This is a genomic window from Trinickia sp. EG282A (genome assembly GCF_040965455.1).
In the GTDB taxonomy this organism is placed as follows: domain Bacteria; phylum Pseudomonadota; class Gammaproteobacteria; order Burkholderiales; family Burkholderiaceae; genus Trinickia; species Trinickia symbiotica.
On the sequence record NZ_JBFRCC010000004.1, the window covers coordinates 449,911 to 475,327 of the forward strand.

Annotated in this window: 22 protein-coding genes; 16 read left to right on the forward strand and 6 right to left on the reverse strand. The window is 63.3% G+C overall.

Annotated features, from left to right (window positions below):
- The first annotated feature begins 7 nt into the window (after nucleotides 1–7).
- The 5 genes from AB4Y31_RS21225 to AB4Y31_RS21245 all read left to right on the forward strand — a co-directional run bounded on the left by AB4Y31_RS21225 (nucleotide 8) and on the right by AB4Y31_RS21245 (nucleotide 5,540).
- A complete protein-coding gene (locus tag AB4Y31_RS21225) occupies nucleotides 8–949 on the forward strand; it encodes an ABC transporter permease subunit (protein ID WP_368675649.1) in 942 nt (313 codons plus the stop codon).
- Between the two features lie 9 nt (nucleotides 950–958).
- The gene (locus AB4Y31_RS21230) at nucleotides 959–1,864 is read left to right on the forward strand and encodes an ABC transporter permease (RefSeq protein WP_368675650.1); all 906 of its coding nucleotides are present in this window, start codon (nucleotides 959–961) and stop codon (nucleotides 1,862–1,864) included.
- 1 nt (nucleotide 1,865) lies between these two features.
- Nucleotides 1,866–2,858, forward strand: coding sequence for an ABC transporter ATP-binding protein (locus AB4Y31_RS21235; protein WP_368675651.1), 993 nt, complete (start codon nucleotides 1,866–1,868; stop codon nucleotides 2,856–2,858).
- The gene (locus AB4Y31_RS21240; protein ID WP_368675652.1) at nucleotides 2,855–3,862 is read left to right on the forward strand and encodes an ABC transporter ATP-binding protein; all 1,008 of its coding nucleotides are present in this window, start codon (nucleotides 2,855–2,857) and stop codon (nucleotides 3,860–3,862) included. The genes AB4Y31_RS21235 and AB4Y31_RS21240 overlap by 4 nt, the downstream gene beginning before the upstream one ends.
- 178 nt (nucleotides 3,863–4,040) lie before the next feature.
- Nucleotides 4,041–5,540 carry an OprD family outer membrane porin gene (locus AB4Y31_RS21245; RefSeq protein WP_368675653.1) on the forward strand — a complete coding sequence of 500 codons (1,500 nt, stop codon included), beginning with the start codon at nucleotides 4,041–4,043 and terminating at the stop codon, nucleotides 5,538–5,540.
- Nucleotides 5,541–5,646: 106 nt separating this feature from the next.
- On the opposite strand, the gene AB4Y31_RS21250 is transcribed toward AB4Y31_RS21245, so the two are convergent.
- On the reverse strand, nucleotides 5,647–5,892 hold the full coding sequence (locus tag AB4Y31_RS21250; protein ID WP_026230355.1) for a hypothetical protein: 246 nt from the start codon (nucleotides 5,890–5,892) through the stop codon (nucleotides 5,647–5,649).
- Nucleotides 5,893–6,206: 314 nt separating this feature from the next.
- Nucleotides 6,207–6,776: a TetR/AcrR family transcriptional regulator gene (locus AB4Y31_RS21255; RefSeq protein WP_018444325.1), complete on the reverse strand. Its 570-nt coding sequence runs from the start codon at nucleotides 6,774–6,776 to the stop codon at nucleotides 6,207–6,209.
- A 508-nt stretch (nucleotides 6,777–7,284) separates the two neighbouring features.
- Here AB4Y31_RS21255 and AB4Y31_RS21260 point away from each other — a divergent pair.
- The 3 genes from AB4Y31_RS21260 (at nucleotide 7,285) to AB4Y31_RS21270 (ending at nucleotide 8,942) form a co-directional block, all read left to right on the forward strand.
- Complete coding sequence (locus tag AB4Y31_RS21260) at nucleotides 7,285–7,560, forward strand: hypothetical protein (protein WP_368675654.1); 276 nt, start codon at nucleotides 7,285–7,287, stop codon at nucleotides 7,558–7,560.
- Between the two features lie 68 nt (nucleotides 7,561–7,628).
- Nucleotides 7,629–7,919 (forward strand): H-NS family nucleoid-associated regulatory protein, encoded by a 291-nt coding sequence (locus AB4Y31_RS21265; protein ID WP_368675655.1) that lies wholly within the window; start codon nucleotides 7,629–7,631, stop codon nucleotides 7,917–7,919.
- A 57-nt stretch (nucleotides 7,920–7,976) separates the two neighbouring features.
- Nucleotides 7,977–8,942: a nucleoside hydrolase gene (locus AB4Y31_RS21270; RefSeq protein ID WP_368675656.1), complete on the forward strand. Its 966-nt coding sequence runs from the start codon at nucleotides 7,977–7,979 to the stop codon at nucleotides 8,940–8,942.
- A 102-nt stretch (nucleotides 8,943–9,044) separates the two neighbouring features.
- On the opposite strand, the gene gmd is transcribed toward AB4Y31_RS21270, so the two are convergent.
- Both gmd and AB4Y31_RS21280 read right to left on the reverse strand, forming a co-directional pair.
- On the reverse strand, nucleotides 9,045–10,085 hold the full coding sequence (gene gmd / locus AB4Y31_RS21275; RefSeq protein ID WP_368675657.1) for a GDP-mannose 4,6-dehydratase: 1,041 nt from the start codon (nucleotides 10,083–10,085) through the stop codon (nucleotides 9,045–9,047).
- Nucleotides 10,086–10,128: 43 nt separating this feature from the next.
- Nucleotides 10,129–11,202 (reverse strand): acyltransferase family protein, encoded by a 1,074-nt coding sequence (locus tag AB4Y31_RS21280; protein ID WP_368675658.1) that lies wholly within the window; start codon nucleotides 11,200–11,202, stop codon nucleotides 10,129–10,131.
- Nucleotides 11,203–11,454: 252 nt separating this feature from the next.
- On the opposite strand from AB4Y31_RS21280, the gene AB4Y31_RS21285 reads away from it, so the two are divergent.
- Genes AB4Y31_RS21285 through AB4Y31_RS21295 form a run of 3 tightly spaced genes read left to right on the forward strand, consistent with a single transcriptional unit; the run spans nucleotide 11,455 to nucleotide 17,613 of the window.
- Nucleotides 11,455–13,704 carry a hypothetical protein gene (locus AB4Y31_RS21285; protein WP_368675935.1) on the forward strand — a complete coding sequence of 750 codons (2,250 nt, stop codon included), beginning with the start codon at nucleotides 11,455–11,457 and terminating at the stop codon, nucleotides 13,702–13,704.
- Complete coding sequence (locus AB4Y31_RS21290) at nucleotides 13,697–15,163, forward strand: flippase (protein WP_368675659.1); 1,467 nt, start codon at nucleotides 13,697–13,699, stop codon at nucleotides 15,161–15,163. The genes AB4Y31_RS21285 and AB4Y31_RS21290 overlap by 8 nt, the downstream gene beginning before the upstream one ends.
- Complete coding sequence (locus AB4Y31_RS21295; RefSeq protein ID WP_368675660.1) at nucleotides 15,160–17,613, forward strand: glycosyltransferase family 4 protein; 2,454 nt, start codon at nucleotides 15,160–15,162, stop codon at nucleotides 17,611–17,613. The genes AB4Y31_RS21290 and AB4Y31_RS21295 overlap by 4 nt, the downstream gene beginning before the upstream one ends.
- 8 nt (nucleotides 17,614–17,621) lie before the next feature.
- Here AB4Y31_RS21295 and AB4Y31_RS21300 read toward each other — a convergent pair whose 3' ends face one another.
- Nucleotides 17,622–18,827 carry an acyltransferase family protein gene (locus tag AB4Y31_RS21300; protein ID WP_368675661.1) on the reverse strand — a complete coding sequence of 402 codons (1,206 nt, stop codon included), beginning with the start codon at nucleotides 18,825–18,827 and terminating at the stop codon, nucleotides 17,622–17,624.
- Nucleotides 18,828–19,080: 253 nt separating this feature from the next.
- Between AB4Y31_RS21300 and AB4Y31_RS21305 the strand changes: the two genes are divergently transcribed.
- The 5 genes from AB4Y31_RS21305 (at nucleotide 19,081) to AB4Y31_RS21325 (ending at nucleotide 23,782) form a co-directional block, all read left to right on the forward strand.
- Entirely contained in the window at nucleotides 19,081–19,242 is a 162-nt protein-coding gene (locus AB4Y31_RS21305) for a hypothetical protein (RefSeq protein ID WP_368675662.1), read from the forward strand.
- 61 nt (nucleotides 19,243–19,303) lie between these two features.
- Nucleotides 19,304–20,185, forward strand: a complete 882-nt coding sequence (galU, locus tag AB4Y31_RS21310) for a UTP--glucose-1-phosphate uridylyltransferase GalU (RefSeq protein ID WP_026230351.1) — start codon at nucleotides 19,304–19,306, stop codon at nucleotides 20,183–20,185.
- Nucleotides 20,186–20,464: 279 nt separating this feature from the next.
- Nucleotides 20,465–20,791 carry a hypothetical protein gene (locus AB4Y31_RS21315; RefSeq protein WP_368675663.1) on the forward strand — a complete coding sequence of 109 codons (327 nt, stop codon included), beginning with the start codon at nucleotides 20,465–20,467 and terminating at the stop codon, nucleotides 20,789–20,791.
- Nucleotides 20,792–20,946: 155 nt separating this feature from the next.
- Complete coding sequence (locus AB4Y31_RS21320; protein ID WP_368675664.1) at nucleotides 20,947–23,055, forward strand: phosphocholine-specific phospholipase C; 2,109 nt, start codon at nucleotides 20,947–20,949, stop codon at nucleotides 23,053–23,055.
- 277 nt (nucleotides 23,056–23,332) lie between these two features.
- The gene (locus AB4Y31_RS21325; protein WP_018444310.1) at nucleotides 23,333–23,782 is read left to right on the forward strand and encodes an HU family DNA-binding protein; all 450 of its coding nucleotides are present in this window, start codon (nucleotides 23,333–23,335) and stop codon (nucleotides 23,780–23,782) included.
- Nucleotides 23,783–23,879: 97 nt separating this feature from the next.
- Here AB4Y31_RS21325 and AB4Y31_RS21330 read toward each other — a convergent pair whose 3' ends face one another.
- Nucleotides 23,880–25,346: a cytochrome-c peroxidase gene (locus AB4Y31_RS21330; RefSeq protein WP_368675936.1), complete on the reverse strand. Its 1,467-nt coding sequence runs from the start codon at nucleotides 25,344–25,346 to the stop codon at nucleotides 23,880–23,882.
- Nucleotides 25,347–25,417 lie beyond the last annotated feature (71 nt).

A 25,417-nucleotide genomic window follows, 5' to 3' on the forward strand; every position in this document is an offset into this window, starting at 1 on the left:
GGCAGCGATGCTTGCTTATGCGTTGCGGCGAGTGCTTTGGGCGATCCCGACAGTACTCGCGGTGATTACGATCTGCTACCTGCTGTTGCACCTGACGCCGGGCGGCCCGTTCGATTCGGAGAAGGGCCTGTCGGCGGCCGCGCAGGCCAATCTCGAGGCGAAATATCACCTGCGTGAGCCGCTTTGGCGGCAGTACCTGCTTTATCTGTCCTCGCTCGCCCACGGCGATCTCGGGCCGTCGTTTCGCTATGTCGACTGGAGCGTCAATGACCTCGTGGCCAAGGCACTGCCCGTCAGCCTGCGCGTCGGCGGCGCCTCGATTCCCCTCGCGCTCGCGTTAGGTGTGGCGCTCGGCGTCATCGCGGCGGTGCGGCGCAACGGGATGATCGACCGAATGGTTATGCTGCTCGGCAACGTCGGCAATGTGCTGCCGCCTTTCGTGCTCGGGCCGCTTTTCGTCTGGGTCTTCGCCATCCTGTTGAAGACGAGCGGCGGCGCGCGCGGCTGGCTGCCCGCCGGCGGATGGGGCGACGGCGACTGGCGCTACCGAGTGCTGCCGATCGCACTTCTGACGGTCATCAACCTGTCGACGATCGCGCGCGTCATGCGCGCGAGCATGATCGAAGTCCTCTCGAGCAATTTCATTTTGACGGCGCGCGCAAAGGGGCTGCCGACTCGCCGAATCGTCGTGCGTCATGCGTTGAAGCCGGCATTGCTGCCCGTGGTTTCGCTGCTCGGCGCCGTCGCCATCTCGTCGATCACGGCGGCCGTCGTGACCGAGTCGGTCTTTTCGCTGCCGGGGCTGGGTCAGCTTGTCGTCAACGCGGCGATCAACCGCGATTACACGTTGATGCTCGGCCTCGTCATCTTGACCACTGTCGCGGCCGTCCTCTTCAACCTCCTCGTCGATCTCGCTTACGCGGTGCTCGACCCTCGTATTCGGTATTGATCACGGATCATGGCTATCACGACCTCACCCGCGCGAGACACCGTTAACGGTTCGCTCCATGCCCCCACCGCGCGTAGTCCGCTTGGGCAAGCACTGGGCCGGTTCGTCCGCAATCGGGCCGCGCTCGCCAGTCTGGCGATCCTCACGCTAATCGTCCTCGCCTGCTATGCGGGGCCGCCGCTCATCGGACGCGATCCCGCGGCGAGCGACTGGGCGGCAATCGCCGTCGCTCCAACGCTCGCTTCCGGCCACTGGTTCGGCACGGACGAGCTCGGTCGCGACTTGCTCGTGCGTACGCTCGTCGGCGGGCGCGTTTCGCTCGAGATCGGCTTGCTCGGAACGCTCGTGGCCGGAGTAATCGGCGTTGGCTACGGCGCTTGCGCGGGCTACTTCGGCGGCCGGGTCGATGCGGTCATGATGCGCCTCGTCGACATGATGTACGCGATCCCGTACATGCTGATCGCGATCCTGATGATGACGCTTTTCGGCCGCGCGTTTTATTTGGTAGTCCTGACGATCAGCGCTTTCTCCTGGCTCGACATGGCGCGCGTGGTGCGCGGCCAGACGCTGTCTTTGCGCACGCGCGAGTTCGTCGACGCGGCCCGCGCGATCGGCGTAGCGCCGTGGTCGATCGTCGTGCGGCATATCGTGCCCAACCTCGTGGGCGTGGTGGCCGTCTACCTGACTGTCATGGTGCCCGGCGTCGTTCTGACCGAGTCCGTGCTTTCGTTCCTCGGGCTCGGCGTGCAGGAGCCCATGACGAGCTGGGGCGTGCTGATCGAAGACGGCGCCCAGAAGCTCGAGGCCATGCCCTGGCTGCTGCTCGCGCCGGCCTCCATGCTGTGTCTTTCGCTCTATTGCATCAACTTTGTCGGGGACGGTCTTCGCGACGCCTTCGATACTAAGGACTCCTGATATGCCTATGTTGGAAATCGAACATCTGAGCGTACGGTTTTCGCGGGCCGACGGTCCGGCGATCGATGCCGTCGATGACGTCTCGTTCGCGCTCGATGCGGGCCGAGTACTCGGCATCGTCGGGGAATCGGGCTCGGGAAAGAGCCAGACCGTGTTGTCGCTGATCGGCCTGTCGGCGCGCAACGCCCGCGTGAGCGGCGTCGCGCGTTTCGAGGGGCGCGATCTGCTGACGCTCGACGAGCGCCGACTGAACCGCTTGCGCGGCAATCGCATAGCTGTCGTCTTTCAGGATCCGATGACGTCGTTGAACCCATTTTTGACTATCGGACAGCAACTGATCGAGCCGTTGATACTGCACCGGAGAATGTCGCGCCGCGATGCGCGCAGACGCGCCGCCGAAGCGCTCGAGCGCGTGCATGTGCCCGATGCGGCGCGGCGTCTCGACATGTACCCGCACGAGTTCTCGGGCGGGATGCGGCAGCGTGTCATGATCGCGATGGCGGTCATCACCGAGCCTCGTCTCTTGATCGCGGACGAGCCGACGACAGCGCTCGACGTCACGGTACAGGCGCAGATCGTCGAGCTGCTGCGCGAGCTCAATCGTGAGCACGGCACGGCGATGATTCTGATCACGCACGACATGGGCGTCGCGGCCGGGCTCAGCGACGATGTCATGGTCATGTACGCGGGCCGCACCGTGGAGCACGCGAGCGCGGCTGAGCTCTTCGCCGCTCCGACTCATCCGTACACGATCGGACTCATGAACGCCTTGCCGCGACTCGACGACGAAGGTGGGCGCCCGCTCACCACGATAGCGGGGCAGCCGCCCTTGCCGGGAGAAACGCTCGCCGGTTGCGCATTCGCCAAGCGCTGTCCGCATGTCGCCGAGCGCTGCTTGACGAGGCGCCCACCGTTGGAGCGCCGGGCGGATGACGGCCGAGCGTGGCGCGCTTGTCATCGGCCGGCGGCGGTCGTCGTGGAGGGACTGGCGTGAACGATTCGCTATTGTCGGTCCGCGATTTGCACGTGCACTTTCGTGTCAAGCGCTATTCCGAGGCCTGGGCGGCATGGCGTCCCACGGCGATGCTGCGCGCGGTCAACGGCGTTTCGTTCGATATCGCTCGCTGCGAGACGCTCGGGCTCGTCGGCGAGTCGGGCTGCGGCAAGTCGACGCTTGCGCGCGCGATCGTCGGCCTTACGCCCGTGACCAGCGGAAGCATCCGCTGGCAGGGCATGGAAACCGTCCGCGGTGGGCGCCGCCCCGGGCCGGCACTCGCTGAGTTGCGCCGGGGCGTGCAGGCGATCTTTCAAGATCCGCTCGCGTCGCTCGATCCGCGCATGACGATCGAACGTATCGTTGCAGAGCCGCTCCTCGTTCATCGTCCTCATATGGGCCGCGGCGAAGTGCGCATGCGCGTCACGACGATGCTCGAGCGCGTAGGTCTGAGTGCCCACTATCTCGGCCGCTATCCGCACGAATTCTCGGGCGGTCAATGTCAACGAATCGGGATTGCACGGGCGCTCGTTGGCGAGCCGGAACTCGTCGTCTGCGACGAACCTGTGTCGGCGCTCGACGTGTCGATCCAGGCGCAAGTCGTCAATCTGCTCCGCGATCTGCAACGCGAGTTTTCGCTATCGATGCTTTTCGTGGCGCACGATCTCGCGATCGTCAAGTCGATCAGTCATCGCGTGCTCGTCATGTACCTGGGGCGCGTGATGGAAGTCGCCGAAAGCGAGGCGCTCTATCGGGCGCCGAGACATCCCTATACGCGCGCGCTGCTCTCGGCGGTTCCCATCCCCGATCCCGCGATCGAACGCAATCGCGGCCGTCTCTTGCTGCAGGGCGATTTGCCGTCGCCGCTCGCACCGCCCACGGGCTGTGTTTTCCGCACGCGATGCCCGGAGGCAATCGAGGCCTGCGCGCAGCGCGTGCCGCCGCTTCAGACGCTCGACGATCGATGTAGACGCGTGGCCTGCGTTCGCGTGGCCGGCGGCTAGTTCGCGCCGGGCGTGCCGATAGCAGGGCGTCAGCACTCCATTTGAAGACCGGTTCTTTCGGCGCGAAGTGTGTCGCGCCGAGGAAAGCGCTCGTCCATTTCGTTTTCGATGGGCGCGTGAAGACGCTTGCGGCCGTGAGCCGGCAAGCCATGTTGAACGCCTAAAACAAGAGACTTGGATGAAGAGAGACACATCATCGCTTGCCGCGAGCAAGCGGCTTTTTGCATTGACGCTGACCCTCCCGGTCGTGGCGGGTACCGGTTACGTTCACGCGGACGAACGTCCCGCCCCCAGCGGAATCGCTCCGCTCCCCGCAACGGCGCCTCCGATGAGCGCGGCCGCCGCCTCGTCGCCCCCACCCGCGCCGGCGCCCGCCGATGTGGCTAACATTGACGTCATTCAGGTGCCGCCCGTCGCGGCGTCGCCATCTCCGACAAGTCAGCGCAACAGCAAAGGATTGATCGCCGACAGCCATTTCGATCTCGAGTTTCGCAACTACACCGACTACTTTCATGACAGCGACGGTACCCACCGACATGCGTGGGTCGATAGCGTCCAGGCGCAGCTCCAGTCGGGATTCACGAAAGGGCTCATCGGTTTCGGGTTCGACGCATCGCTTTTCGGCGCGCTCAAGCTGGACGGCGGCAACGGCGCGGGCAACATGGTTTTCGTCGGCAAGCACGGCGGCGGGTCGAATCGCCTTGCGTGGGCGTATCCGGGCACCTACGACGTCAAGGCGCGCATCTCCGACACGGTGTTCAAGTACGGCCTGCACAACGTATCGAATCCGTTCCTCGATCCGCACGACAATCGCGCACTGCCGCCGGCGTTTCTCGGCGCGTCGATGCTGAGCCGCGAGATCGTTCCACTGACGTTGCAGGCAGGCAGCTTCACAAAGGTCGATGCGCGCGGGCACACGAACCTCATGAGACTCAGCACGTCGTACGGAGGCATCGGATTCAAGCGGATCAGCTACGCGGGCGGCACGTGGGACTATTCCTCGAGCGGGTCCGCGTCGCTCTTCGCGGATCAGGCCGACGACGTCTGGCGGCAATACTATGCTTCGATTCAGCACAGTATCGGCCGCGTCGATACGATCAAGGTCACCGGATCGGCCAATCTCTATTCGACGCATGACACCGGCGCGGCGCGCCAAGGAACGATCGACAACAACGCTTACAGCCTCGCGCTGTCGGCGCAACACGGGCCGCATGCATTGCTCGTCGGCTATCAGAAGATTGTCGGCGATCAGTTTTTCGACTATGTGAATGAAACGGCCGGCAACTACCTGACCAACTCGATGGATGTCGATTACAACGCGCCGCATGAGCAGTCATTGCAACTGCGCTACACGTTCGACGGCAAGTATGCAGGCGTTCCAGGCTTTTCCGCCATGGTTTGGGCGCAGCAAGGATGGGGAGCCGACGCGTCATCCACCGCGAACCGCTACGGGCCCGGCGGTCCCGCGTTCAGCTCGGTTTACTTCAAGAACGGTCAGCCGGTGCATGGACGACATCACGAGTTCGGGTTCATCCCTTCGTACGTCCTGCAAAGCGGCCGGCTAAAAAACACCAAGGTGACGGTACTCGCGATGTGGCATGTCGGGTCGGCCTACTACTCGGATCCGACGAGTCAGGTCTACCGGCTCGTCGTGACCGTGCCGGTGAACGTGTTCTGAAAGAGGGGAATCGAGCCGGCGGCGGGCGTGCAAAAGTGGCACGCGCCGCCGGCGTGCTGGAAACTGACGCGACTAACGAGCGCGAATCGCGCCTGGGCTTTGCCCATCAGCGCGCATGCTGCTCGCCCGAGAGCTCCGCGCCATGCGCGCGGATGGCGGCGATCAGTTCGGCCGCCGTAATTTCGTAGCGTACCTCTCGATGGATGCCGGGCTTGCGCTCGTCGATTTCGATCAGAAGAATGCTTTTGCCGTCTTCTGACGCTTCGAGCCGTAACGAGCGTACTTCGCGTCCGCTCGCTTCCTCGATTTCAGTGAGCAGGGTCATCGCCCCGGAAGAACGGGTGGTGCGCATCGAACGTTTCCTCGTGTCGTCAATGAAGCCATTTTACGGGCCTAGCATGTCAGCGCACACGGCGGCTCTCAGTGCGCGCGAGCACTATCAGTGCGCGCCAGCACACACGTCCCGTCGCTGCGGCGGTGCGGCCGGCCTTCGCCCGTTTCCTGTCGATGAGTTTAACGCGAACCGCCAACGCTTCAGTGGCTTTTTAAAGTGCGCGAACAAGTGTCGAACCTGACACAACGGTGCGCGACTAAGCCCCCCGATCACTCACCTGAGGCACGACGTGAGGCGGATAGAAACGGCTCGAGCCCGGCGGTTCGGCCTGCTCAGGCCAAATGCAAACGCTCGTTCTCGATCAGCGTTTGCGCCATGTCCCAGGCATCGCGGGCCGCGTCCACTCGTCCGCTCAACTGCCGCGCGAGCGTGGCGCCATCGAGCAGCAGCGCACAGCGGCGAGCGAGCCGGACGGCGGCCTCGTGATCGAAGCGTTCGCCGAGTATGCGCTCGAGCACATGCGAGAATGCTCGACGTTGCGCAGCCGAAGCGGCGAGGATCTCGTTCTCCTCGGCGTGGAATTCGGCCGCCGCATGAATGAAGATGCTGCCGGTAAACGATTCCGAGCGGAACCAGGCGTCGTGCCAGAGAAAAACGGCGTGGAGCTTGTCGAGCGCATCCGAATGCGGCGCGGCCGCCGCGGCGATTCCCGCTGCGAGCGCGGCACCTTGCTCGTTGAGCACCTCGACGACGAGCTTGCTTTTCGACGGAAAGTGTTTATACATCGTCATCTTCGCCACGCGCGACTCGGCGATGATGCGATCGATTCCGACCGCATGAAAGCCGAACCTCGAAAATAATCGAGTGGCGGTGTCGATCAGCGCTTTCTTTTTTTCGCTCATTTTTAGGCCCGCTTGATAATGTCAAAGTTATGCGTTCTCGCGCCGAAGTCCGTCTGCCGAGGCGTTTTCTGCGAGGAAAGCGGAATTTTCGGAAAAGCTTTCCGCCGGCAGGCGATACCAATCGGTCGCCGCGCACTCTCTCAATGTGCGGCGACGAGCGGAACCACTGCTATTCAAATCGAAGAGCGTCCCGAAATCAAGCCCTTCCTTTTATTATTCGAGCAAGTGGTCGGTTTATTTATTGCGTGCCGAACGCGTGCGCCGCATGGCGATCGAGCCCTGGTGCGAGCGAAATGGATGTTGCAAGATGATTCTTCGCGGATTCGACGTCATCCGCTAGAACGCGTCAATTATCGGCATTGCGCCCGTGCGGCTCCCGCTCGCCGCGACGGGCACGGGCATGGGCGGACTTGGCGGCTTCAGGCTCGAAATGCCGGCTCCCCCGTAACAAGATGACGGCAGCGTGGCATACTCCGGCCATTCGAAAAAAGAATCAAGGATTCATTCGATGACACGCACGCTTCGCTCCGTTGTTCGAGATGGCGCGGCCTCGCGCGCCGTTTTCGCCGCCGCGCTCTGCTCGGCTCTCGCCGGCTGCGGCGCAAGCGCGCCGCTCTTCACGAGCGACGGCCGCCCCACGACGCTCGTCCAATGTCCCGCGCAGGGCCCGCTGATCGCGTGCACCGACAATGCGCGCGGTATCTGCGGAGGCAGCATCGACATCATCAGGGAATCGACGGATAAGGGCACGCGCAGCCTGGTTTTTGCCTGCAAGCCGCATTAGGCCGCACTTTTGCTTGCGCCACCGGTCATACCCATATCTTTTTGCAATCACTTAGGAGGCAATGCTTTATGGCGACATACAGGCAACTGACGGAGCAACTGGCGAAAGTGCAGGCGCAGATGGCGGCTGCACGCGAAAAGGAGACGGCCACGGCCATTGCCCAGATCAAGGAGCAGATCGCGGAATATGGGATTACGGCCGAGGAGCTCGGCTTCTCGGACAGGCGCTCGCGCAGGACAAAATCGGCGACATCGGAGCCTAAATACCGTAACCCGCAGACAGGGCAGACCTGGAGCGGCCGCGGGCGCAGGCCGATGTGGCTCGGCAAGCGCCCGGAGAAATTCCTGATCAAGGATTGAAAATGCGCGGTAACGACGAACTGGGCGCCCGAGCATATCGTTTGACGAGCCGGCGCGATGACCTTGCGTAAAGTCATCTACGACACGGATCCCGGCGTCGACGACGCGATGGCGTTCGTTCTCGAGACGCTGCATCCCGAGATCGAACTGATCGGCGTCACGAGCGTATTCGGTAACGCGACCATCGATACGACTACGCGCAATGCCTGCTATTTGGCCGGGCGTTTTGCGCCCGCTGTGCCGGTGGCGAGAGGGGCGGGCGCTCCGCTCGAGGGCGAGGCGCCGACGCCACTCGCCGCGATTCACGGTGACGACGGGCTCGGCAATATCGGCCCGAGCGAGGACGGCACCGTATCGCCCGATGCGCGCGCCGCGTCGCGGTTCATCATCGACAGCGTGCGTGCGCACCCGTCCGAGGTGACGATCGTCGCGGTGGGGCCGCTCACCAATCTCGCGCTCGCGCTTGCCGAGGATCCGTCGATCGTCCCGCTCGTCAAGCAAGTGATCGTCATGGGCGGCGCATTCGGCATCGGCGGTGTGAATGGCAACGTCACGCCGGCCGCGGAGGCGAACATGTTCGGCGATCCTCACGCGGCCAATCTCGTGTTCGGCGCGGCATGGCCGCTCACCATCGTCGGTCTGGATGTGACGCATCGAGTCGTCATGTCGACGTCGTACCTCGCGTCGATTCGCGATCGCGGCGGCGTTGCCGGGCGCTTCGTCTGGGACGTTTCCCGGCATTACGAAGCATTTCATCGGGATACCGAGAATATCGAGGGTATTTACGTCCACGATGCGTCGGCGGTCGCGTATCTGCTTGCTCCTGAGCTATTCACGGTACGCAAGGGGCCGGTGCGCGTGCTGACCGAGGGCATCGCCGCGGGTCAGACGATCCAGAAACCCGAAGGGATGCCGTGCGCGGCGCCCGCGTGGGATGCCCGCCCTTCCTGCAATGTCTGCGTCGGCGTTGATGCCGACGGGGTGCTTGCGCTCTACGAGCGCGCGCTGTGCGGCGCGCAGTGAGCTGCGGGGCAACGCCCGTATGCATTGCGGTCATTGCTCACTGTGCGGGCCGTTGCTACCTCGACGGACGTTTCGACATGTACGGCGATTGAGCGGACCGCGCTAGGCCGCAACCCGTGCGAGGTCCGCCTCGACCATCATCTGGCAGAGGCCTTCGAGCGTGGTGTGCGGCCGCCAGCCTAGCTTGTCGCGAGCTTTGTCGGCGCAGCCGATCAGCAAATCGACTTCGGCCGGGCGATAGAAGCGCGGGTTGACTTCGACGAGCAGGTCGCCCGTCTTCATATCGACTCCACGCTCGCGTTCACCTTTGCCGGCCCATTCGATTCGATGGCCGGCCGCCTCGAACGCCATGCTGACGAAGTCACGCACGGTTTCCGTGCGCTGCGTCGCGAGCACGTAAGTGTCGGGCTCATCCGCCTGCAACATGCGCCACATGCCTTCGACATACTCGCGCGCATAGCCCCAGTCGCGCTTGGCGTCGAGGTTGCCGAGCTCGAGCCTGTCGAGCTTGCCGAGCTTGATGCGCGCGACAGCGTCGGTGATCTTGCGCGTCACGAATTCGAGGCCGCGCAATGGCGATTCGTGATTGAACAGAATGCCGCAAGCGGCGAAGATGCCGTACGACTCCCGATAGTTGATCGTCGTCCAATGAGCAAAGAGCTTGGCGGCGCCGTACGGGCTGCGTGGATAAAAAGGCGTGCTTTCCGTTTGCGGGATCGCTTGCACCTTGCCAAACATTTCCGAGGTGGATGCCTGATAGTAGCGAATGCCGCGATCGACGATCCGGATTGCTTCGAGCAGATTCAGTGCGCCGACGCCGGTCACTTCCGCCGTCGTCACCGGTTGGTCGAACGACACTCCGACGAAGCTTTGCGCGGCGAGGTTGTAGAGCTCCTGGGGCCGTGCTGATTCGATGAGGCGCACCGTTGAGCCGAAATCGGTCAGATCGTGCTCGACGAGCGTCAGGTTGGGATGGCGATCGATACCGAGCTCGGCCATGCGCCAGAAATTGACGGAGCTTGTACGCCGATACGTGCCGACGACTTGATAACCGCGCTCGAGCAGGAATTGGGCGAGATAGGCGCCGTCTTGCCCGGTGATGCCGGTGATGATTGCCTTGTGCGCAGGGTTGGTCGCGTTCATGATGTTTTCCCTTTCAAGTCGTTCGAGGAAATGGACATTCAGTTCAGTCGCGGGCGAACGCGACAGGCATAGGGGATCGGTGCGCCTGCCCACGGACCAGGCGCTTTTCGATCAAAAACCAGCTCGCGGTCGCATAGGCGAGCGTGGCCACGCCGGCCGCCAGCGCGCTTTCGTAGCGTCCCAGGTCCATGCGCCAGGCAAGCGCGATGAAGCTCACGTGCGCGAGATAAATCGTGTAGCTGATCGTGCCGATGTAGACGAGAACGGGGTTCGACAGCACGCGCGCGACGATTCCTCGCTTGCGCAGCGCGAGCAGAACGACCGCCGTGGACAGGAAAAGCGTCAGCGTATAGAGCGTTGCATTCCAGAACGGCTCGTTAGCGTCGCGGATCGTCGCGAAATGTGCGTGAAGCCAGGCGAGAACGGCCAGCGTGCCGACGAGCGTCGCCCACGCTACGATCGCCAGGCGTTCGGGCAAGTGGGGCCGGCGCCGCAACAAGATTGCGAGCAGCGCGCCCGCGCATAGCAGATCCATGCGAAAGGGCGTCAGGTAATAAACCGGCCAAAAGGAATCGAAAAACGGTGTTGCGGCCGCGCGCAGCACCGGAGCGATCACGATGCCCGCTCCCGCGACGGCGGCGAGCTTGCGCTCGGATACGAACCAGACGATGACCGGCCAAATCAGATAGAACTGCTCCTCGATCGCGAGCGACCATAGGACGCCAAAGCCGGGATTCCCCGATTCGCCGAATGCGTAGCCGATGTTCGTCGCGAAAAACGCGTACCACCACCAGTGACTGAGCCATCCGACGCCGAAGAGTAGCGACGACAGCACGAGCAGCATGACGTACGGCGGCAGGATGCGGCGCGCGCGGCGTGCGTAAAAATAACTGAAATAGGACTGCTTGCGCTTTTTGCGCTCGAGCAGAATGCCGGTGATCAGAAAGCCGCTCAAGACAAAAAACAAGTCGACGCCCATCCAGAGCGAAACGCCGAGCGCGTGCGTGAGAAATACGGCCAATACGGCGACGGCACGAACGCCGTCGAGCTGAACGATGCGCACAGTCTCGCGGGCGGTGTCGATCTCGGGATGGCTCGACTCGGTCAGTCGGGACATAGGCTCGTTTCCTTGGCCGGCGAGGCGTGCCGGGCAGTGCGTTCGGATCGACCCATTCTAGAAAAAAGAAATTGATGAAAAACCCATAAAGCGCATCGGGCGCGTGCGCGATCCATTTCGGATGCCGAGCAGGGGAACGGTATTTTTTTTAGAAAAATTTGGCCTTTACGGGCAATAGTTTCTCCGTACTCTGAAGGCGGCTGAACGACGACAGATAAGGCGTTCATAGACGCAGAGGGGGAATGGATGGGTATGTCGACTCGGCGGGCGATCCGCTGCGTTCTCATGTGCGTCGCGCTGCTCGCTGAATGCATGGGGGCTCAGGCTCAGGACTCGCCGCGGCCTCTCGTTCGCGCGCCCGGCAGGCAGCTCGCCGTGACTACATCGTGGATCGGCAATACCTCGGGCTTCGGCCACGGTGAATGGACGCAGATCGACATCACATCGATCGCCGTCTCGCCCGATGGCCGGGTGTTCACGGATTCGCCATGGGACGAGAGCGGTGCCGAAGCGAGCGTCTATCAGGACGGCCGGCGGCTTCAATTCGCGGGCGGCACGCACGGTTGGGGCAACGCGGGAGGCAACGCCGTGGCGATCAATAACCGCTATGCGTTCATTGCCGTCGCACGGGGCAACGAGAATGGCAAGCTCGCGGCCGAAGGCGTCTGGCCGCCGAAAGGGAGGCAATGGTTCGGCATCACGCGCCGCGCGATCGGCGACGTTACGCGAGTCCAGCCATTTCGCCAGGTGTCAGGCGCGGACCCGCACGCGGTGCTCGCATCGGCTTTTCTGCCCGTCAACGACGTGGCCGTTGGAACCGGCGAACGGATCGATGGACTGGCTGCGACCGATTCGATGCTCTATGCGGCCACTGCAAAGCGCGACGAGATCGATGTGTTCGACGCCGAGTCGATGAAGAAAGTCGCGACGTGGCCCGTGCACGAGCCCGGGCGGATGTCGTTGGCACCCGACGGCACGCTATGGGTATTGACCGATACCTTGACCGGGACGTCCGCGAATCTCGCTCACTATGGCGCCGACGGCAAGAAGTTGCCCGACGTCGTGGCATTGCCGGAGGACACCCGAGCCGTCGACGTCACCGTCGACAAGAACGGGCGTTTGCTGATCGCGGACAACGGCTGGCGTCAGCAGATCCTCGTTTTTACGGCCACGAAGCCGGGCCGATATGAACTGAGCGGCACGTTCGGACAACGCAACGGAATCTGGGGCGGCGCGCCGAGCGAATCAGGGCGGCCCGGACCGTTGCGATTCAACGGACTGACCGGTGTCGGCGTCGACGCCGCAGGGAACATCTATGTCTCCATGAACGGCGTCGGTCCGCATCCCGGCACCATCGGGGCCGGGCTCGGCGCATCGCTGCAGAGCTATTCGCCCGACGGCCGGCTGCGATGGGAGGTGGACGGGCTCTTGTTCGTCGATGGGGCATGCGCCGATCCAGGCCGGCGCGACAGTGTCTTCACCGGCAACAAGCGCTTCGTCCTCGATTTCTCTCAGCCGCCTGGCCACGAATGGAAATACGCAGGATTCCTCTCTAACCGGTTCAAGTATCCCGAGGATACGGTTTTCCATATGGATCAATGGCCGGGCACGCCTCTCGCGCGGCGTGTGAACGGCCGTACGTTCCTCTATCTGACCGATATGTACGCCGATCACTTGAAGATTTATCGCTTCGATCCGCCGCATGACGGCGAGACCGCCATTCCGTCGGGTTTCATCGCCGGGCGGGCCTCAGGTGTCCGGTCCGTGCCCAACGCCCCGCCGGGCGGTGAGTGGATCTGGCGCAACGAGAAGGGCGATGGGCAGTTCAATCCTGAGGAGTTCGAACGAAACACGAGCGACGAAAAGCTCGCGGGCGGCTGGGGCTGGTGGGTCGACACAAAGGGCGATATCTGGCGTGCCAACGATACGGCGATTCATCGCTTGCGCTTCGGCGGTATCGACTCTTCGGGGAATCCGGTCTACTCGTACGCGAAGATGGCGACGTTTCCGATTCCCGCGCCTTTCAGGTACGTCAAGCGTGCGATCTACGACGCCGGCGGCGATACGCTGTTCGTCACCGGCTACACCGCGGATGCGATGCCGGAGAGCAAGGATGTGCCGAAGGAAATCGGCCGTGTGCTCGCGCGCTACGACCACTGGTCGAGCGCGAAGCCGACGTTGCGGTATGCGACGAATCTGCTCTGGCAGCCGGGCGGAAACCCGCGGCGCACACTCGTCAGCGTGACGGTGGAAGGCGATTATCTCTTCGCCGTCGAATTCATCGGGGCGGTGCACGTATTCGACAAAAACACCGGCGCCGAGCTCGGCGTCATCAACCCGGGCGCGGAGGTCGGCAATACCTCGGGCCACATCGACGTCGCCAATGCCATTACGGCGCATCGGCGCGAGAACGGCGAATACCTCGTGTTCGTCGAGGAGGATGCGCGCGGCAAGGTCATGATGTACCGCTGGACGCCATCGCGGGTGAGCACCGATGGATAAGGGGATGCTCAGAAACGTCGCGATCAACTTCTTCGGGCTGATCCTGCCGACGTTCGTATCGCTGGTCACGGTGCCGAGCTATATCCGGCTGCTTGGCGTCGAGCGGTACGGTGTGGTGAGCCTCGTCTGGACGTTCATCGGCTATTTCGGCGTGCTCGACCTCGGCATGAGCATGGCTGCCCAGAACCACATCTCGAAGGCGCGCGCGGCGAACGATGGTGAGCATAGCGCGCTCGTTTTCTGGAGCGCGTTTTGGCTCAATCTCGTGACGGGTGTCGCGGGCGGAGCGCTGATCTACGTGGGCGGGTTCGTCTACACGGCCTACTTCACGCATACCGCTCCGCTGCTGCGTGAAGAGGTTTATCACGCGCTTCCGTGGCTTGCTCTCGCCATTCCGATCGCCAACGTCTCATGGGTCTGCGCGGGCGCCATCAATGGGGCCGAGCGCTTCGGCGTCTACAACGCGAACCAGACGCTAGGGACATTTCTCTTTCAGCTGTTGCCGCTCGGCGCCGCATGGCTCATCGCACCGACTTTGCCGAGCGTGCTCGCGGCCGCCGTGCTCGCGCGCGCGATCGGAGCGGTGCTGCTCGCACGCGCCGGTATGCGCGTGCTCGGCATCGATCGCATCCTCATGCCGCGCTTGCGCGTGGCCAAGGACCTGTTTCGCTTCGGCGGTTGGATGCTCGTGGCGAGCATGGCGATCATGATCGGCGATACGCTCGATCGCGTGTTGCTCGGCGCGGGGCTCGGCGCGCGCTTCGTGACCTACTACACGGTGCCGCAAAACCTCGTGACGCGGCTCAATATGCTGCCAAATGCGCTCGTGCGCACGCTGTTTCCACGCTTGTCGGCGATCGAGCGCGATCACGCGGATGCGCTCATACGGCAGGCGCTCGAATTCCTCAACGGCGTCTTCACGCCGATCATGATCGTCGCCATGCTCGCGCTCGGGCCGTTTCTCGACCTGTGGGTCGGTAACGAGCTCGCATCGGCCTCGGTGAACGTGGGGCGCATCCTGATCGTGAGCGTGTGGCTCGTCGGGCAGGCCGGCGTCACGCGGCTTTTGATCCAGTCGCAAATCGATCCGGCGCGCGCGGCATGGATCGGCATCGTCGAGCTGCCGTTTTTCGCGGGCGTCCTGATGCTCGGCATTACGCACTTCGGCCTGACGGGCGCCGCCGTCGTCGTCGTGATGCGCTCGCTCGTCGATTACGGCGTGCTGCTTCATTTGTCGTCGATACGTGCTCGCCCGATCGTGCTCGATATGCTCGGCCATCTGGCGTTTCTCGGTGTCAGCGCGTATTGCGCCCACGCCGTCACGAATCTCGCCGCGCTGGCGGTATTGGCCACGGGCCTGGCCTGCGCGAACGTCTCGTGGTCGATGACCACTTCGCCCGCCCTGCGCGGCATCGTCCGCAACCTGTTGCTGCGCCTCGATCCAAGGAGAAGCGCATGAGCGACGAAGCGCTGATCACGAGCGAGGCCGCTTCGCTCGTTTCCACCCCGATATCGTGGCGGACCGCTCCCGCGACGGCAGCGCGAACGCCGCGCGTGGCCATCGTTCACGACTGGCTCGTGACTTACGCGGGCGCCGAGCGCGTACTGGAGCAGATCATCGCCTGCTTTCCCGAGGCCGATCTGTTCAGCCTCGTCGATTTTCTCGAGGATCGGACGTTCCTGCGCGGCAAGCGTGCGACGACTTCCTTCATTCAGCATCTGCCGTTCGCGCGCACACGCTATCGCGCCTACCTGCCGCTGATGCCGCTCGCGATCGAGCAACTCGACGTGAGCGGATACGATCTCGTGATATCGAGCAGCCACGCCGTGGCGAAAGGGGTGTTGACGGGCCCGGACCAACTGCATGTCAGCTACGTTCATTCGCCGATTCGCTATGCGTGGGATCTCCAGCACCAGTACCTCGAGCAATCGCACCTTACCCGAGGTCTGCGCTCGGCGCTCGCCCGCGTCGTGCTTCATTACATTCGCAATTGGGATATTCGCACCGTCAACTCGGTCGACCACTTCGTCGCGAATTCTGAATTCATCGCGCGTCGAATCAAGAAGGTTTATCAGCGCGAGGCGCGTGTCGTGTTCCCGCCGGTGGACGTCGAGGCATTTTCGCTCGGCGAGCACAAGGAGGATTTCTATCTGACCGCTTCGCGACTGGTTCCGTACAAGAAGGTCGAGCTGATCGTCGAGGCGTTCGCGCGCATGCCGGAGAAGAAGCTCGTCGTGATCGGCGATGGGCCGCAGATGCATGCCGTGCGCGCGAAAGCGGCGGCCAACGTCGAAGTCATGGGCTATCAGCCGTTCTCCGTGCTCCACGAGTACATGCGTAGGGCCAAGGCGTTCGTCTTCGCCGCGGAAGAGGATTTCGGCATCGCCCCGGTCGAAGCACAGGCATGCGGAACGCCCGTGATCGCGTACGGAAAGGGAGGCGCGCTCGAAACGGTGCGAGGCTTGTCACAATCGTCGCCTACGGGGCTCTTTTTCGAAGAGCAGAGCGCCGCGGCCATCGTCGCCGCTGTCGGCGAATTCGAGCGAGAGGCGCAGCGGTTTTCAGCACGCGATTGTCGCGCGAATGCCGAGCGCTTCTCGGTCGCTCGTTTCCACGAACGGTTCCTCGCCTACTTGGACGAGGTGCGTCCGGGGACCTCCGCTCTCAGGAGCAACGGTCGCGTCGAGACGGCGCCTGCCGTCGCGCCTGATGTCGCGAATCGCGCGGGCGGCCGCGTGCCCGCGCCGATCAAAGTGCTTGCGGTCGACCAGAGCGGCGTACTCGGCGGGGCGGAGCTGTCGCTGCTCGAACTCGGCCGCCATATGAGCGATAGCGTCGAAGTCGTCCTGTTCGACGACGGGCCGTTTCGCCTTGCGCTCGAGCAGGCCGGCGTCGGCGTCGACGTGCTCGAGGCGCCGCGGCTGCGCGGAATTACGAAGGGCGGCGGCCTGCCGAGGATAGCGACGTTGCGCGGCATCGGGCTGCTCGTGCGCGAGACGGCACGACGGGCGCGGCATTTCGACGTGATCTACGCCAACACGCAGAGGGCGATGGTGGTGAGCGCGCTCGCAGGCGCCATCGCGCGGCGGCCCGTCGTCTGGCATCTGCGCGATATCGTCAGCGCCGAGCACTTCGGGCGTTTGCAGCGGATGGCGATCAAATGGTGCGGCAAGTTCGGGCTCGATCACGTGATCGCGAATTCGGCCGCGTCCGCGAAGGCGTTCATCGATTTGACGGGCGCGCGAAAGGAGCGCGTCGATGTCGTCTTCAACGGCATATCGGAAACGCCGTTTCGCCGTTACGACAAGGTGCCGAGGGACGTGCTGCGGGAGCGCCTCGGATTGCCGCTCGATGCGTTCATCGTCGGCTCGTTCAGCCGCCTCGCGCACTGGAAGGGGCAGCATGTGCTGCTCGAAGCGGCGCTGCGCGATCCCGACATGCATGTTGCGCTCGTTGGCGCGCCGCTCTTCGGCGAGCACGATTACGAGGCCTCGTTGAAGGCGTTCGCGCAAACGCACGGCATGGCATCGCGTGTCCATTTCCTCGGCTTTCGCGAAGATATACCGGCTTGCATGCGCGCCGTCGACATCATCGCGCATACGTCCATCGCGCCCGAGCCCTTCGGTCGCGTCATCGTCGAAGGCATGCTGGCGAAGCGGCCCGTCGTCGGCATGCGGGCCGGCGGCGTGACCGAGATTGTCGAAGATGGAACGAACGGTCTGCTTTGCGAACCCGATGATGCGACCGCGCTGGCCGAAGCGCTCGCTCGGTTACGCACGGACGAAGGCCTTCGTGCGCGGCTGATCGAAAACGGCTACGAAGCCGCGCGGCGCAGGTTCGGCGATCAGGCGTACGCCGACGACGTACGGCGCATTCTAGGTCGGACGGCGGCGCGCGAAAAGCCGTGATCGGCGGCTCAAGCGGTGCTGCGCGGCGCTCGCCGTTTAATGCTGGCTGACCAGCGGATGGCGGGCAACTCCACGCATTGATAGAACAGATAAGCGGCAACGACGGCGACGGGCATGAAAGCGATCGACGGCCAAATCGAAGCCTGTAACGCCGAGCGGAACAAGACAGCCTGCAGACAAACGAAGATGGGTAGGTGGATGGCATACAGCGAGTAGCTGAATGCGCCCAGGCGAGTGAACGACTGCATGACGATGCTGGACGAAGCGCGCCTGTCGTCCGGTCTCAGGGCCGTGCGCAGGAGGCATGCGAAACCGATAGCCCAGAACTGGAACGCGACGTACTGACTGACATTGAACGCCGCGCATCCCAGCACGGCGCCCGCCACCGCGGCGCTGCGCCAAACGACGACGCCGCGCGCGCTGAGCGCCAAGGCTCCCGGCTGAGCGCGAATTTCGGCGAGATAGGCGCCGATCGCCCACGAGAACCAGTACGAGGTGAAGAAGGAGATGAACTTCGGTTCGAGCAGCCAACCGGAAATGATGTTCAGGACCGCAATGCAGGCGAGGACGATTGGCATCCCGAACCGTCGGCGCGCGGCGAAAATAAGAGGGTAGACGGCGTAGAACTGAACTTCGATGGCGAGTGTCCAGAGCGCGCCGTTCGAACCGTAGGTATGTCCGAATACGCCCTGCAACGAGAAAAGATTGACGAGAAACGCGTGCGGACCGTCATCGAGAATCTTGTGACTGACGGGCGGGAAGCCGCGACTGATCGAGTCCAGCGCGAGCGTCAAGAGCAATGCCGCGATCAGGACGGGATAGATGCGGGTGAAACGGCGTGCCCAGAAGATACCGGCGTCGAGCCGGTAGGACGGGTCCGCCGCGAGCCGCAGTGCCGCATTGCGATGAATGCAATAGCCGCTGACGACGAAGAAGATCGATACGCCGGCCGAGCCGTAGGCGATGGGCAGCGTCAGGTAACCGATCACGACGCTCGGGTCGAGCGAGAATCCCGCCAGCTCATGAAATCGGTGCATGCCGATCCACGCAACCTGCCTGCAGTGAAAGTACGCGACGAGCAGCGCAGCGACGCCGCGCATCGCGTCGATGAAAGCTTCCTTGGAGGCAACGGCTGACGGCGATACGCCGAGCAAGCCGGCCGCGGGGGCGGCCGGCGCGGCGCCGTCGACGGGGAGGGCGGGCGATTCGTTCATGCGCGAGCCTCTCGGGAATGGAATGGTCGATTGATCGCGGCGGCACCTGCAAACACAGGTCCCGCATTCAAATCGCATCGTAGAGTGAAAAAAAACGACTAAAACGGCTAGTGCCCGTACAGGCCTGTCGATACGGATAGGGGCAACGCTTTCTGTCATCCGGTAAAAAACATTGGCCGCCCGGCGGCGGATTATTGTTCTGTTTTTTTGATGTTAGCTTGCACGTACGACAGGTCGCCAAGGGAGGCGTCTCATGGACTTGCATTGGATAGCGGGGGGCGCCGTGCTGCTGATTCTCGTTGCCGTATCGGCCTACCGGGAGGCCGTCGAGCGCGATGAAGCGGCGCGCTTCTCGGCGGTTCGAGACAAGCACCGGGACGCACGCGGCAGCGAGGAGGCGGTCGAGCGCGTCTAGCTTTTTCTTTCGAATAGCTTAATCACGCTTCACATAAAGAACTGACAGAGAGGGGTTGATGATGTTGAAAGTCACCAAAGCGGTATTCCCGGTGGCTGGCTTGGGTACGCGGTTCTTGCCCGCTACGAAGGCGAGCCCCAAGGAGATGCTGCCAATCGTCGACAAGCCGCTCATCCAATATGCGGTGGAGGAGGCAATCGAGGCCGGAATCACGGAGCTCATTTTCGTGACGGGCCGCAGCAAGCGCGCGATCGAGGATCATTTCGACACATCGTACGAGATCGAGGCGGAGCTCGAAGCGCGCGGCAAGGAAAAGCTGCTCGACCTCGTGCGCAACATCAAGCCGAGCCATGTGGATTGCTTCTACGTGCGTCAGCCGACCGCGCGCGGCTTGGGGCACGCGGTGTTGTGCGCCGAAAAGCTCGTGGCGGACCACCCGTTCGCCGTGATTCTCGCGGATGACTTGCTCTACTGCGAGCGGCCCGTCATGAAGCAGATGATCGACGTCTTCAACCACTATCACAGCTCGATCGTCGGCGTCGAAGCGATCGCGCGTGAGGACACGCGTTCGTACGGCGTGGTGGAAGGTCGCGAATGGGAGGAGGACATCTTCAAGCTGTCGGGCATCGTCGAGAAGCCGGCGCCGGACGATGCACCGTCGAACCTCGGCGTAGTCGGCCGCTATGTGCTCATGCCGAGCATCTTCGCGCACTTGCGCAAGCTCGAGCCCGGTACGCTCGGCGAGCTTCAGCTGACGGACGCCTTGCATTCGCTGCTGACGGAGGAGCAAGTGCTGGCTTATCGGTACTACGGCACGCGCTACGATTGCGGCAGCAAGCTTGGTTATCTCAAGGCGACCGTCGAGTTCGCGCTGCGCCACCCCGAGATCGGCGACTCGTTCGATGCCTACCTGCGCGACTACGTGGCGCATCTCACTGTCTGATCGTTCGCCTTCGTCGGCCGCGCGTGTCGCCCAGGCACGCGCCTTCGCCTCCCTTACGTTCTTCCACGCGTTCGTGCGGCTAGCGGGCCGCCGCGCATGTCCCTGCTTCGGAATCGCACTTCGAATTTGAGTGCGTTACAAGAAGTTACGATTGATTCCGACTCCGTAAGATCTTCATCAGTCCGACACGATTCGTTCCTATGCTGACCGCCATCCGGCTGTTGGCAGACTTTGGCGTGCTCATGCGTGTCCGGCATCGAGCTCGGTCATGGAGGAACGGTGTCGACGAACAAGTGGCGCGAAGGTGCGCTTTTGGGCAAACGTTTGTGGCTCGGCGCGTTTGTGAGGGGGTGGCGTGTGTTCCCGGTGTATGCCGCCATCGCATTGACGGCTTGCGGGAATCGCGGCGGCAGTGTGGAAGCGGAAACGGCGGCGCAAGCGTCCGAATCCACGCCTATGTTGCCCGGCGCGCGCGCCGGCCTGCTACAAGATGCTGGCCACGCGGCGAGCGGCTCGCTCGCTCAGGGCTTCGGTACGCCTCCCGGCCCGGGACAGACGCCCGCTTCGAACCCATTGCTGCCGCCTGTCATGCATTCCGCCGATTGAGTTCGATCGACGGCACTGTAAATGCCGTTTCGAGCAATACCGTCGAGATTTCTCGTTGTCCTCGTTTTTCAGCGTTTGTTGTCTGGCAGTACTCGCCGACGCGCTTCGTTCGCACGAGGCCGTCTCGTTCCACTTTCGCCCAAGACGAACCGAATATGACTTCGACAAGCCGCCGTGACTTCCTGCGCGCTGCCGCCCAAGCGGCCGGCGCGGCCACCGCGATGGGCATCGTGCCCGCCGGCATTCGTAACGCGCTCGCGCTTCCCGCCAACGATGCGACGCGCAGCATCGAAGATATCGAGCACATCGTCATCCTGATGCAGGAGAATCGCTCGTTCGACCACTACTTCGGTACGCTGCGCGGCGTGCGCGGATACGGCGATCGCCGCGCAATCACGCTGCCGAACGGCAAGCCCGTCTGGTATCAGCCGCTCGCCGCCGACGCGGGCTACGTCCTGCCGTTTCACCCGAGCGCGCCGGACCTCGGCCTGCAGTTCCTGCAGGATCTGCCCCATGACTGGACGACGACGCATGCCGCGTGGAACGGCGGTCGCTACGATCAGTGGGTGCCGGCGAAAGGCACGACGACGATGGCCTACCTCACGCGGCAGGACATTCCGTTCCACTACCAGCTCGCCGATGCGTTCACGATCTGCGACGCCTACCACTGCTCGGGAATGACGCCGACCGATCCGAACCGCTACTACATGTGGACAGGCTGGGTCGGCAACGACGGCAACGGGGGAGGGCCCGTCATCGACAATGCCGAAGCGGGCTATTCATGGTCGACGTATCCCGAAGTGCTGCAGGCAGCCGGCATCTCCTGGAAGGTCTACCAGGACATCGGCACGGGACTCGACGCCAACGGTTCATGGGGCTGGACGCAGGACGCCTATATCGGCAACTACGGCGACAACTCGCTGCTCTACTTCGACCAGTACCGCGGCGCGCAGCCCGGCAATCCGCTCTATGACAGAGCGCGCACCGGCACTAACGTGGCCGTGAGCGGCGGCTATTTCGACATGCTGAAGGCCGATGTGCAGAACGGGACCTTGCCGCAGGTTTCGTGGATCGTCGCACCGGAGGCGTACTCCGAGCATCCGAACTGGCCGGCGAACTACGGCGCATGGTACGTGGACCAGGTCCTGCAAGTTCTCACGTCGAACCCGGCCGTATGGAGCAAAACGGCGCTTCTCATCACTTACGACGAGAACGACGGCTTCTTCGACCATGTGGCGCCCCCGTTCGCGGCCTGGTCGACGACGTCGGGGCGCTCGACGGTCGACACGACGAACGAGTATTTCGCGGGTAACGGCACTTATCCGGCGGGACCCTACGGACTCGGCCCGCGCGTGCCGATGATCGTCGTTTCCCCGTGGTCGAAGGGCGGCTGGGTTTGCTCGGAGACGTTCGACCATACGTCGATCATCCGTTTCATCGAAAAGCGCTTCGGTCGCCACGGCAATCTGCGCGAGGCCAACATTACGCCATGGCGCCGCGCCGTCTGCGGCGATCTGACCCGCGCCTTCGACTTCGCGAATCCGAACGCCGCATTCCCGGTGCTGCCGGCGACGACGAGCTATGTGCCGCCCGATCAGCAGCGGCACCCCGACTACGTGCCCGTGCCTCCGCCGGCTCAGTCGATGCCGAGCCAGGAGCCGGGCGTGCGTCCGGCACGCGCGCTGCCCTATGAGCTTTTCGTGCGCGCGCATGCCGAAGCGGGGAACAGCACGCTGCGCCTCGAATTCGTGAATACGGGTGAGGCGGGCGCCGCCTTGCTCGCTTATCAACCGGCATCCGTCAATGCGCCGCGCTCGTACACCGTCGAGGCGAAAAAGCGGCTCACCGACGACTTGCCGCTCGGCGCGGATGGCAGCTACCGATACGTCGTGCATGGACCGAACGGCTTCGCCCGCGGTTTTGCGGGCAAAGCGGCGACGCTGCATGCGTGGCACGCGGATACGGCCGTGCCCGAAGTGACGGAGTCCTATGACGTCGCGAACGGCAACATCGAACTGCATCTGAAGAACGCCGGCACGTCGGCTTGCACGTTCAAGATCGCCAACGCTTACGACGGCGGCAGCCTCACGCGCCAGGTGGCGGGTGGAAAAAGCGTGGACCTGTACCTCGATTTGCGCGCATTCCATGGCTGGTACGACCTGACGGTGACGGTCGATACCGATGCATCGTTCGCCAGAACGCTGGCCGGCCACGTCGAAACCGGCCACAGCAGCATGAGCGATCCGGCGTTGGGCGCGTCGTGATCGCCGGGTAGTTCATCGTCGAAGCACAGGGCTCGCCCTATGAGGGCGAACCCTGTACCCCTGCGACTTTTGCTTCCGACGTACCCGTCTCTGCCTGTTCGAAGGGGCGCCACGAGTGCCGATAGTCTGACGGACGCAACGTTTTTCGGCCGGTGAAGCGGCTCGCGCGCATAAAAAGATGCATTAAGCCGCGCGGCGCTTGTAGAATCCGGCGTTGAAGCGGCGCGCTACTTTGGCGCGCGCTTCCTGCGTTCAACGACCAACAGGTAGGAGAAACATGTCGACTTCCGCAAAGAAGGTTGCGAAAAAGGCTGCGGCTGCACCGGCCAAGAAAGCAGCTGTCAAGAAAGTGCCCGCAAAGAAGGTCGCGGCTAAGAAGGTCGCCGTGAAGGCGTCCGGCGCACCCGCGCCGATCAAGGACACCTTCACGAAGGCCTCGCTGGCTGCCCACCTCGCCGAGCGTGCCGCTGTCGAGCCGAAATCGGTCAAGGCCGTCCTCTCGGCGCTCGAGGACACGATCCTCGGCTCCGTGCACAAGAAGGGCGCCGGCGAGTTCACGCTCTCTGGCCTCCTGAAGATCGTCGTGCAGGCGGTTCCGGCGAAGAAGAAGCGCTTCGGCAAGGACCCGTTCACGGGCGAAGAGCGCTGGTTCCCGGCGAAGCCGGCCACCGTGCGCATCAAGGCACGCGCGCTCAAGAAGCTGAAGGATGCCGCGTCCGGCGTTTAGTCGGGCATTCGACGAGCGAATCACGCTTGGTTGCAAAAACCCCGTGAGGTAGGGAGCTTTCGAGCTCCCGCGCCTCGCGGGGTTTTGTCTTTTTGTCTTATTGCGGACGGTACCCGTCGTTCAAAGTCTTCAGGAACGCGATCAGATCGGCGATGTCATCTTTCGACATGGCAGGCTCGTCGCCGCGCTTTCGATCGAATGGTGCGTCTTGCTTGTCGATGTTCGCCCGGTACTTCGCGGGCAGATCGTCGTATTGCAGGATGCGGCCATGCGTGTCGCGCGGATAGACCTTCGCGGGATCGACGTCGCGCAGATTGTAGAAGTCGATGACTTCATCGAGCGTGCGATAGACGCCGTTATGAAAAAACGCCTCACGTGTGGCGGCGTTGCGCAGCGTCGGCGTGAGGAACATCCCGCAGTACTGCGTTTGCGTCGCGAGATCGCTGCGATAGGGGCCGCAAACACCCAGATCGAAGGAGCGCGGATTGCGGTTGGCCGCGATGCGTCGGTTGCGCGGCACCCCGAGTGCTTCGTATTGATAGTCGGTGAACATCGGCGGTTGACCGTCCTTGCTCGGTTGCGAGAGATGGCATCCCGCGCAGTTCGCCTTTTTCGAATCGTTGAAGATCCGCAATCCCTGCAGTTCGGCCGGCGTCAAACGCGCTTTGCCCTCGAGCCAGTAATCGTATTTGCTCGTGTACGGATGGAACGACGGTTCTTCGACCTGATAGCGAGCCACCGCGAAGAGCGCCTCGGACAGCAACAGACGGCGGTTCTTGAAAATTCCTGGGCCAAAAAGTTGCTCGAATTGGGCTCGATACGGGCTGCGTTCGATCTTCTCGGCCGCTTCGTCGATGCTTCCATTCGCCATCTCGGCGTGATCGAGCAACGGGCCGTACGCTTGCGATTGGAGCGTGTCGGCGCGTCCGTCCCAAAAGAGGCCGCCTTGCGGCACGAGTGCCGGTGCGGCGGGCGCGACGCCGGCGGTTTTCTGCGCGCGGGCCGCACCTGAAACTTGCGCCGCTGCCAGTGTGAGGTCGACGGGCGCGTCGGCATCGGCCTGGTCGGGGCCGATGCTGAAATTCGGCTGGCGATAGAGGTACATCAGCGAGGGCGGCGTTCGCACGCCCTGCAATTTCAAGGAAGGACCGCCGAGCTGGACCGACAGCGCATTCGGCGGACCGTAGGCGCGTTGCGGGCTATGACATGACGCGCACGACATCTTGCCCGAGGCCGATAACGAGGGATCGTAGAAAATCAGTTTGCCCAGTTGAGCCATTGCGCTCAGCGGCGCTACGGCCGGGCGTTGCAGGTGGACCGGATGGGGGTTCCATCCGTCGTGCCCGATGCCGTCATCGGCCGGGATTGCGGCGCCGCTGGCCGCGGCGCTTTGCGGTTGCTCTTGTCGCGTTTCTGTTTGCGCATGCGCATGCATCGCCGTGCCCGCGCCGATTCCGACGGCGGCGAGGATGAGCGCAACAGTCGCGCAGGCGCGCACGAGCGACGCGCGCGGCCGCGTTACGCGCGGTCGGTTAGCGGTCCAATTGGATTCGGGCGAGTGCATCGTTGACAAGAGTAGGGTGGCGATCGATCGATAAAAACGCGCACAGCCCGGCAAAAAGCCGGGCTGTGCGC

Bases quoted from the DNA above. Each gene is read 5' to 3' on its own strand.
- AB4Y31_RS21225 (WP_368675649.1), top strand. From the start codon at position 8: ATGCTTGCTTATGCGTTGCGGCGAGTGCTTTGGGCGATCCCGACAGTA.
- AB4Y31_RS21230 (WP_368675650.1), top strand. From the start codon at position 959: ATGGCTATCACGACCTCACCCGCGCGAGACACCGTTAACGGTTCGCTC.
- AB4Y31_RS21235 (WP_368675651.1), top strand. From the start codon at position 1,866: ATGCCTATGTTGGAAATCGAACATCTGAGCGTACGGTTTTCGCGGGCC.
- AB4Y31_RS21245 (WP_368675653.1), top strand. From the start codon at position 4,041: ATGAAGAGAGACACATCATCGCTTGCCGCGAGCAAGCGGCTTTTTGCA.
- AB4Y31_RS21250 (WP_026230355.1), bottom strand. From the start codon at position 5,892: ATGCGCACCACCCGTTCTTCCGGGGCGATGACCCTGCTCACTGAAATC.
- AB4Y31_RS21255 (WP_018444325.1), bottom strand. From the start codon at position 6,776: ATGAGCGAAAAAAAGAAAGCGCTGATCGACACCGCCACTCGATTATTT.
- AB4Y31_RS21260 (WP_368675654.1), top strand. From the start codon at position 7,285: ATGACACGCACGCTTCGCTCCGTTGTTCGAGATGGCGCGGCCTCGCGC.
- AB4Y31_RS21265 (WP_368675655.1), top strand. From the start codon at position 7,629: ATGGCGACATACAGGCAACTGACGGAGCAACTGGCGAAAGTGCAGGCG.
- AB4Y31_RS21270 (WP_368675656.1), top strand. From the start codon at position 7,977: ATGACCTTGCGTAAAGTCATCTACGACACGGATCCCGGCGTCGACGAC.
- gmd (WP_368675657.1), bottom strand. From the start codon at position 10,085: ATGAACGCGACCAACCCTGCGCACAAGGCAATCATCACCGGCATCACC.
- AB4Y31_RS21280 (WP_368675658.1), bottom strand. From the start codon at position 11,202: ATGTCCCGACTGACCGAGTCGAGCCATCCCGAGATCGACACCGCCCGC.
- AB4Y31_RS21285 (WP_368675935.1), top strand. From the start codon at position 11,455: ATGTCGACTCGGCGGGCGATCCGCTGCGTTCTCATGTGCGTCGCGCTG.
- AB4Y31_RS21290 (WP_368675659.1), top strand. From the start codon at position 13,697: ATGGATAAGGGGATGCTCAGAAACGTCGCGATCAACTTCTTCGGGCTG.
- AB4Y31_RS21295 (WP_368675660.1), top strand. From the start codon at position 15,160: ATGAGCGACGAAGCGCTGATCACGAGCGAGGCCGCTTCGCTCGTTTCC.
- AB4Y31_RS21300 (WP_368675661.1), bottom strand. From the start codon at position 18,827: ATGAACGAATCGCCCGCCCTCCCCGTCGACGGCGCCGCGCCGGCCGCC.
- AB4Y31_RS21305 (WP_368675662.1), top strand. From the start codon at position 19,081: ATGGACTTGCATTGGATAGCGGGGGGCGCCGTGCTGCTGATTCTCGTT.
- galU (WP_026230351.1), top strand. From the start codon at position 19,304: ATGTTGAAAGTCACCAAAGCGGTATTCCCGGTGGCTGGCTTGGGTACG.
- AB4Y31_RS21320 (WP_368675664.1), top strand. From the start codon at position 20,947: ATGACTTCGACAAGCCGCCGTGACTTCCTGCGCGCTGCCGCCCAAGCG.
- AB4Y31_RS21325 (WP_018444310.1), top strand. From the start codon at position 23,333: ATGTCGACTTCCGCAAAGAAGGTTGCGAAAAAGGCTGCGGCTGCACCG.
- AB4Y31_RS21330 (WP_368675936.1), bottom strand. From the start codon at position 25,346: ATGCACTCGCCCGAATCCAATTGGACCGCTAACCGACCGCGCGTAACG.